We start from the raw sequence: 8,830 nt of genomic DNA, 5'->3' as shown, positions 1-8,830 counted from the left end.
TATCCATTATTCCGGAGGTATTAATGTCAATCAAAGAGAATCTTTTTCCCAGCAATTTTATCCTAGCAAATGGAATTAATCTCCATTATGTAACTCAAGGCTCAGGTTCATTAATGTTAATGTTACATGGATTCCCTGAATTTTGGTATTCTTGGAGATATCAAATACCTGAATTTGCTCAAGATTATAAAGTAGTTGCCCTAGATTTAAGAGGGTACAATGAAAGTGATAAACCTAAAGAAAAATCTGCTTATGTTATGGCAGAATTTATCAAAGATATACAAGAAATAATTAAAGAATTAGGTTATGAAAATTGTGTTTTAGTAGGACATGATTGGGGAGGAGCAATAGCTTGGTGTTTTGCTTATGCACATCCAGAAATGGTCGAAAAATTAATTGTAATGAATATTCCTCATCCTGCAAAATTTATGGAAGGATTAGGTACTCCAGAGCAACTTTTAAGAAGTTGGTATATATTTTTCTTTCAGTTGCCTTTTTTTCCTGAATTGATGTTTGAATTTGATGATTATCAGGCTATTGCTTCAGCATTTAAAAATATGGCGATTAATAAATCTGCTTTTACTGAAGCTGACTTAGAAGCATATAAAGATGCTGCTGCTAAACGAGGAGCTTTAACTGCAATGATTAATTATTATCGTAATATTTTTCCTGGTTTTTTTAATCAGCAAGAGTGGGGAATGCTACAAATTCCTACTTTAATGATTTGGGGAAAAAATGATACTGCTTTAGGAACAGAATTAACTTATGGTACAGAAGAATATGTAGAAAATTTTCAAATTCGTTATATTCCTAATTGTAGCCATTGGGTACAACAAGAACAACCTGAATTAGTGAATCAATATATGCGAGAATTTTTGAGTAATAATGATGAATCAGTTGAATAAAATTTTCCGAAGTGGGTTGATAGTAATAATTTTAATTCTGACAATAAACTGTTTTTTTATATTTAACAATACTTTAGCTCAACCTATTAATAATAGTCAGCGAAATCAAAAAGTTTTGGAGTCTATCGAATTAGATACAGACTTAATTTTATCAGGTGCTAATCTCCAGCAACGGGAAGAGTTGAAATCTGAAAAATATGCTCGAATGTCTCAATCGCCATTTACATTCTATAGAGCAACAAACTCTTTATTTTGGCAAGACTTTATAAATGATAGTAGACTTGGTAAATTTAGTAATGGTAACACAAAAACTTGGATTTTAGGTGATTGTCATGTTGATAATTTTGGCGCTTTTAATAACAATAAAGGAGAAATTATTTTTGACCTCAATGACTTTGATGAATCAATAGTTGCTGATTATCAATATGATTTATGGCGTTTAGCAACCAGTATTATTTTAGTAGCTGAAGAGAATTATGTTATCTCTAAATCTGAGCAGGAAGAAATAATTGATAGTTTGAGTGAAAGCTATCTAGATACCTTAGAATCTTATGCAGGTAATGATGATGAAACTCAGATATATTTTACTGAAAAAAATACCAGTGGAGAGGTGAAAAAGACTATAGAAAAAGCTGCTGAAAAAACGCGACAAGGAATGTTAGATAAGTGGAGTAAAGTTGTAGATGGTAAACGAATATTTGACTCTGATAATGAAGATTTAGGCATAGCATCTGATGCTAAAAAAGCCATTGAATCAGAAATGCTAACTTATGGTAAAACCCTTTCTGGAAATCTAAATTATGACCCAGAACATTTTAAAGTTAAAGATGTTGCTCAAAGATTAAATGCTGGATTAGGTTCATTAGGAACGCCACGTTATTATCTGTTAATAGAAGGAGAAACTGATGATTTAGATGATGATTATATTCTTGATATTAAACGTCAGTATCAACCTAATGCTTATGAACTTTTTAGTTTATACGATCGCCTAAATTATGACAGTATATTTGACAATACTGCCCAACGTCAAGCTATAGGTTATAAAGCTTTAATTAAACACGCTGATGATTTTTTAGGATGGATGAAACTTGTGGATAATAATCCTGCTGATGGAGATTTTTCTGGTGATTATTCTGTGCGAGAAATATCTCCCTATAAAAAATCTCTTAAAACTAAAAAATTAAAAGATAAAGATAGTCTTATAGAAGTTGCCCAACAATGGGGAAAAATTCTAGCTACTGACCATGCTAGAGCAGATCAAGATTTTGATGAAAAATTAGTTCCTTATTCTTTTGAAAAACAAGTTACAAAGATTACTGATGGTAAGCATAAAGAATTTCAAGAATTAGTGCGTGAAGTAGCTTTTCAATATGCAGAGCAAGTGAAAATTGATTATCGTAACTTTGTAAGTTTTGTAAATAGGTATTAGGGAAGAAGGAAGAAGGAAGAAGGAAGAAGGAAGAAGGAAGAAGGGGTAATATCAAATCTGATACCATTGGTATAATTAGGGTTTGCTGAAAAAGTCTTTTAGTAGGAGTAGGAGTCAGGAGTCAGGAGTCAGAAGTCAGGAGAAACAGCGAATTTAGAGGAGGTAGTGGGAGGAATTATCCCTTGATTTTTCTGTAATATTGAGCAAAAAATGCTAAATTTTTGAACCTTTTTGACCTAAAAGTTCGTACTTTTTCCAGACCTAAAAAGGATCAAAGCTTTATTTGTAAAGCCTTTGATATTTAAAGACTAAAGCATTTTTTAGCCCTTAAAAAGTACCAGCTTTTTCGTGGATAGAGCTGCAAAAAGTTAGTATGCATGAGATGATTATGGCAGAAAAATTGAGGAATAATTTTTCGAGTACCTCCTCCATAATTCCCATTTCTCCTGTCTCCTGTCTCCCCCTCCTAGGAGGGTGGGTTGACTCCTACCCTTACCCATAAAACTTTTTCAGCAAGCCCTAATTAGATAGTTAATCTAGGAGTCAGGAGGGAAGAGGATTTAGAAAGATTTGCTCTTGGCGCTCAGATGAAAAATTTTTTATACCAAATTAAGCGGATTTGATATAAATTCTAAATTCTAAATTCTAAATTCTAAATTCTCAATACTATTCCCGAAACAACAGTCCGATCGCGACCTTGCTCCTTAGCACGATAAAGTGCAGCATCCGCAGTTTGAATTACTTTGTCAGATGTTCTCCCATGTTGAGGATAACAAGCTACCCCAAAAGAAGCAGTAATAAAATCTAAAGTAGTCTCCCGATGACGCAAACGTAACTGTTTAATTGCCAAACGAATTTCTTCAGCTCGTTTTTGAGTTTCCTCTATAGATGCACCAGGCAAAATCAACGTTAACTCTTCCCCACCATAACGACAGGCAACATCAGACTTCCGCACAGCATTCATTAGAGTTTTTCCTACTTCCTGAAGTACCAAATCTCCGGCATCATGGCCAAAATTATCATTAAATCGTTTGAAGTGGTCAATATCAATCATAATAACTCCCACCGAATTTTCATTTCTTTTTGCCCGGTGAATTTCTTGCTCCAGAAACTCTTCCAAATACCGACGGTTATACAAACCTGTCAGACCATCACGAATACTTTGATTTTTCAGAGTTTCTCGTAATTCTAAATTAGCTAATGCCAATGCTAAATGCTGTGCTACAGTGCAACCTAATTGTTGCTTTGCTTCGCTCAAAGGTTCTGGTTTGATAGCAGTTAACTGTATTAACCCCACAGTATCTCCATTTACCATCATAGGAATACATAAAGATTTAGCTGGAGGAATAGTAGCATTGATATGTTGACATAATAAACTGGAGCTATCTGCTTCCACCAAATGAATACTCCCTCGCCGTAACGCCCAACATTCGGATGGTTCAAAAATTGGTACATTACTAACACATTTACCCCAACTTGCTACCATTACCAGTAAATTTTCTTCAGTTATCATCCTAAAGATACTCCCACAACAATTAGGAAATAGAGGTTTAAGTAAATCTCCCAACATTTTTTCTGCTTCCTCTACAGAAGTACAAACCTGTAAAAATTCATTCATTTTCCCCAACATCACCATCTCTTGATGGCGCAATTCCAGTTCATTCACCCATAACTGTAACTGTTCCTGATTTTGCTTGCTCTCAGTAATATCAAGACAACAACCAATGTAACCTGTAAATTCACCATTGGCGGTAAACCGAGGTACAGCCCGATCCAATACCCATCGATATTCCCCATCAGATCGACACAAACGATATTCTCTCCGAAAGTTTTCGCGACTATAAAAAGCATTCATATAAGTCTTTAAACAGTAATCTAAATCTTCTGGATGCACCCCCTTTAACCAACCATCACCTAATTCTTCTTCAAGAGTACACCCGGTAAATTTTAACCATACCTGGTTAAAGTAATTGTACTTGCCATCAATTCCCGAAACCCAAATCAGTACAGGAGCACCATCTGCCATTAATCTAAATCTTTCCTCACTCTCTCGCAAAGCTAATTCAGCTCGTTTGCGATTTGTGATATCTTGAACTGTACCAAATAATTTAATAACTTCACCTTGTTCATTTAATACTGGTTGCCCAAGGGCAAAAATATCTCGTGTCTTGCCATTTCTGGAGATGATTCGTGCTTCCAGACTGTAGGGTTTCCCTTCTTGAATCGCTTGTCGTAGAAGTTTTTCTTGATATTTAGCATCTTCAGGATAATACCATTGTAACATTTCCTGATAAGTAAATCCTGACTCAGGTGGTAGACTAAAGATGCGAAAAAGTTCATCTGAACCAGTAACTTTTTCTGTGAGGAGGTCATATTGCCAACTGCCAAGATGAGCAAGTCTTTCTGCATGGTTGAACAGATACTGATTTTCTTCAAGTGTTTGTTCAGTTTGCTTGCGCTCATTAATATCTTGAATCATGCCCATATAACATTTTGCTTTACCTGCAACATTCCGAATTATGGAGACACTAATATTAATCCATACTGTGAGACCATCTTTACAGATATAACGTTGATCAAGTGAGAAAGCTTCAATTTTACCTGCCCAAAGTTGTTTCACTTGTTCTGTATAGGTAGGAAAATCTTCTGGATGGATAATATCTGCAAGTTTTTTATGCAGTAATTCCTCTTGTGAATATTGAACTAACTCGACAAATTTTTCGTTAAATAGCAGCAACTCTCCTGTTGCAGTTGCTTGAATAATACCTACCTCTGCTTGAGAAAAAATACTGCGGAAGCGCTCTTCACTTTCTCGCAAAGAAATTTCCATTTGTTTGTAGTCACTAATTTCTCGGTTACTCACTCGTCTACCTAACCAACGCTCATCTTGACTGTAAACAGTCTGACAACGATGACCGATCCATTTGGTTTCACCCCCACGAGTAATGATCCGAAAATCCATTGAATATGTTGGGTTTGTCTCAAAACTGTCTGCAAAATATTGTTGCACCATTTCCCAGTCTTTAGGGTGAACTATGGTTTTGAACAAATTAGGATTTTCTAGAAATTCCTCTGGAGTGTATCCGGTAATGCGTTCACAGGATGGGGAAACGTAAATCAATTTACGTTCAGGGTTTAGCCAGTATTCCCAATCATAAGTAAAATCAGCAACAGTACGGAATCTTTCTTCACTCTTTTTCAGTGCTTGTTCAACTTGTTTGCGTTCAGTTATATCACGAGCAACAGCATAAATTTTGCCTAGTTCAGTCAATGGTGTAGAATTCCACATTAACCAACGATAGCTCCCATCCTTGCACCGATAGCGATTTTCAAAATGAATTGCACTGCTACCTTGGAAAATTTGCTCTAATTCTGCTTGTGTAGATTCGCGATCTTCTGGGTGAACAAAATTAAGGAAAGGTTGAGATAATAATTCTTCTTGAGTATAACCTAGAGTTTTTTCCCAACCAGGATTTAATTTAACAAAGTAACCCTCAAAATTAGCAATACAGAGCATATCCATAGAAAGAGAGAAAAACCTATCCCGTTCATTTTCTGCTTCTACTTTTTCTGTAATATCTTTTTGCACTCCCACATAATGGGTTAATTTTCCCTGCTCATCCTTAATTGGATCAATTGTTAGTTCCTGCCAAAAAACAGTATGATCTTTGCGATAATTTTTCTGGGTAATATCACAATAGGTTCCTGTTTGTAAACATTCTAAAGCAGATTGTTGAGTTGTTTCATTAGGCATAAAACCAGGATTTCGCCCGATTACTTCTTCTGCTTCATAGCCTGTAATTTTCTCAAAACTTGGATTAACATAAATAATTGGATTATTAGGCTGAGTAGCATCTGTAATAATAATGCCATTGCTACTGGAAAAAATAGCTTTTTCTAATAATTTTAATCTAATTTCTTGTTCTTGCTTTGCAGTAATATCACGCATCACTACAGTAAAGCCATAAGTTTTTGGGAATCCATCGTCAAGAGCTGTAATAATAGTAGAACAACAAATTTTTCTCCCATCTTGTCTAACAATTAATTCTTTCCCTTCATATCGCCCAGTTTTAATTGCTCTTTCTAATACCTGCTGAAGTTTACCTTGTTTAATATCTGCCTCACAGAAAAAGTGAGAAAAATTCTTACCAAGAATATCTGTTTCTGTATATCCAGTAATTTTTTCTGCCCCTGGATTCCAACTAATAATATCGCCTTTACTATTTAGCATAAAAATGCCGTAATCTCTAACACCATCTATGAGAAAATGTAATTGTTTTTCGTCGTGATTCAGGAAGCAATTTTCAACTATTGCTGACTTGGAAGTATGATTACTTTGTTTGACTTCTAACTTTTTTTTAACTGCCTTTAATTCTGTCTCTAACCGTCTTTTTTCTGACTGTTCTGCTGCTAATTTTTTTTCAAATAAATTTTGCCTAATTGCCAGAGATAAATAAGTTGATAACTGTTTCAATAGTTCAATTTCATCAGGCTGCCAATTTCTATGAGACGAACAATTTTGAGCAACCAATAATCCCCATAAATAGGGTGAAAAATAATTCTGTTTTTTGCCAGTTTCCAGGAGTTGATTATTTTCTAACAATATCGGTACAACTAAATTAGCTTTAATTTGTAAATTTGCCAGAATTTCCGAATGACAAGGAGTTAATCCAGCAGTTTCTAAATCTCCAAAACTTTGGATTCTACCTTGTTGATAATCTGCAACCAAGTTTTCCTCAAAATATGGATCTAAAACTGTTGTTCCTAAAATAGACAACTGGGGTTCAATTACTGACTCAGCCACAACTTTTCCACCAACATCCGAGCTTAAATTATAAATAATCACCCGGTCATTATTTAGTAACTGACGTAGTTCCGCAACCGTAGTATTAAATATTTCCTCTAAATTCTGAGATTGACTAATTTGTAACGCTAAAAATTTGAATAAATGTTCCTTTTGCTCTATAAAAGATTCAAATTTTTTTGTAGATCCCTGCATCATTTTTCCTTCCTGTAATTGTTGCACTTGAACCGAAAGTGCTTTTACAGTATCTTGTTTTTTTGAGATATTAACTTGATTATCCATAATTTTGCCTATTTAATTATTTTAATTTTTCCCAATCAAACTTATTAAAATATTTTCATTTTGAGGGTTGATTTAATTTTGGATATCTCAAAAATATCAAAGCAAGATAAAATGCTTTTAATGCTAAATATATTCCCTCATAAATTATGCTTAATCATTACTCTCTTTAAATATATTTATAATTAAAAAATCACAATTTAGCCTTTGTATTCAATCTTTTATAGAGTAAATAGTAGATTAAACTTTAGTTCAGTATTACTACAGAATAAATTACTTTATTCTCTATCTTTAATTATATCATAATTACAAGAAATTTATGGTAGTCCTAAAATGTAAGCATTTCCTGCGGAATGCGTAGCAAACAGNACATTAATGAAAAAGAGCTCCGAAAACTTTAAATATATTTATAATTAAAAAATCACAATTTAGCCTTTGTATTCAATCTTTTATAGAGTAAATAGTAGATTAAACTTTAGTTCAGTATTACTACAGAATAAATTACTTTATTCTCTATCTTTAATTATATCATAATTACAAGAAATTTATGGTAGTCCTAAAATGTAAGCATTTCCTGCGGAATGCGGAGCAAACAGCTATTAGCCGTCAGCTAGCCTCCTGGGTCGTAACTGCCTCTTGCCTCCTCCGGAGGAGCTTCGCTAACAGAGGAGCTGCCTCTTGCAGAGGAGCTGCGCTAACGCTTTTTCCTTCGGAATGCTAGCGCAAACATGTCGCGTTTGCGTTAGCATTCCGTAGGAAAGCGAAACGTTAACAGCAATGAAAATCAACCATAATAGCTAAAGTTAGCTGATGATGTCCGCTTTTACCTAGACTTTTAATTCTCGCTCAATCTCAATTCTAATTCCTCCTATAAATGAAATAAACGAGGAACACTGAGAGCTGTTAGCGTTTGCGTAGCATTCCGCAGGAAAGGAAAGCTCCTCTGTTTTGCTGACGCAAAGCTCCGCTTTATATGTCGGCGACAGCCGAAGTGCGTAATTAGGAGCATTCCCTATACGAAAGTTGTGCGCCAGCAAAACGCGGAGCGACATGGAAAGCGGAGCATTCCCTATACGAAAAAGCGCAGCTCTGACCCAGTAGGGAAGAGGCGAGCTGACGGCTGTTTGCGCAGTATTCCGTAGGAAATGCTTACCCTAAAATAGTAAGGATATCAGAAATATTTAGGGAGTAAGCATATTATCTATTACCGAAATAATTAATAATTAAACAATTAAATAATTAGATAATTCATGCCTTAAAGCCTCCCTTTTCAAGGGGAAAAAAGCGGTCGAGATATGGCGAGGTTTCCTCGCCATATCTAATCGATCAAGAGAAATAAATCTTTTCTTTATTCGTCAATCCTCTCCCTAAAAGGGAGAGGTAATTATCAATTATCAATTATCAATTAATGAA

Annotated in this window: 3 protein-coding genes; 2 read left to right on the top strand and 1 reads right to left on the bottom strand. The window is 34.8% G+C overall.

Features of this window, described 5'->3' with window-relative positions; genetic code table 11:
• Positions 1 to 23 precede the first annotated feature (23 nt).
• Both AFK68_RS21950 and AFK68_RS21945 read left to right on the top strand, forming a co-directional pair.
• Positions 24 to 905 carry an alpha/beta fold hydrolase gene (locus AFK68_RS21950; RefSeq protein ID WP_094675070.1) on the top strand — a complete coding sequence of 294 codons (882 nt, stop codon included), beginning with the start codon at positions 24 to 26 and terminating at the stop codon, positions 903 to 905.
• Positions 886 to 2,334 carry a DUF2252 domain-containing protein gene (locus tag AFK68_RS21945; protein ID WP_210407556.1) on the top strand — a complete coding sequence of 483 codons (1,449 nt, stop codon included), beginning with the start codon at positions 886 to 888 and terminating at the stop codon, positions 2,332 to 2,334. The genes AFK68_RS21950 and AFK68_RS21945 overlap by 20 nt, the downstream gene beginning before the upstream one ends.
• A gap of 652 nt (positions 2,335 to 2,986) precedes the next feature.
• Here AFK68_RS21945 and AFK68_RS21940 read toward each other — a convergent pair.
• Complete coding sequence (locus AFK68_RS21940; protein ID WP_094675068.1) at positions 2,987 to 7,420, bottom strand: PAS domain S-box protein; 4,434 nt, start codon at positions 7,418 to 7,420, stop codon at positions 2,987 to 2,989.
• Positions 7,421 to 8,830 lie beyond the last annotated feature (1,410 nt).

Origin of the sequence: Hydrocoleum sp. CS-953 (assembly GCF_002260545.1) — a bacterium.
In the GTDB taxonomy this organism is placed as follows: Bacteria; Cyanobacteriota; Cyanobacteriia; order Cyanobacteriales; family Microcoleaceae; genus Trichodesmium.
Note: the sequence above shows the minus strand (reverse complement) of the source record. Positions and strands in the feature narration are given on the sequence as shown.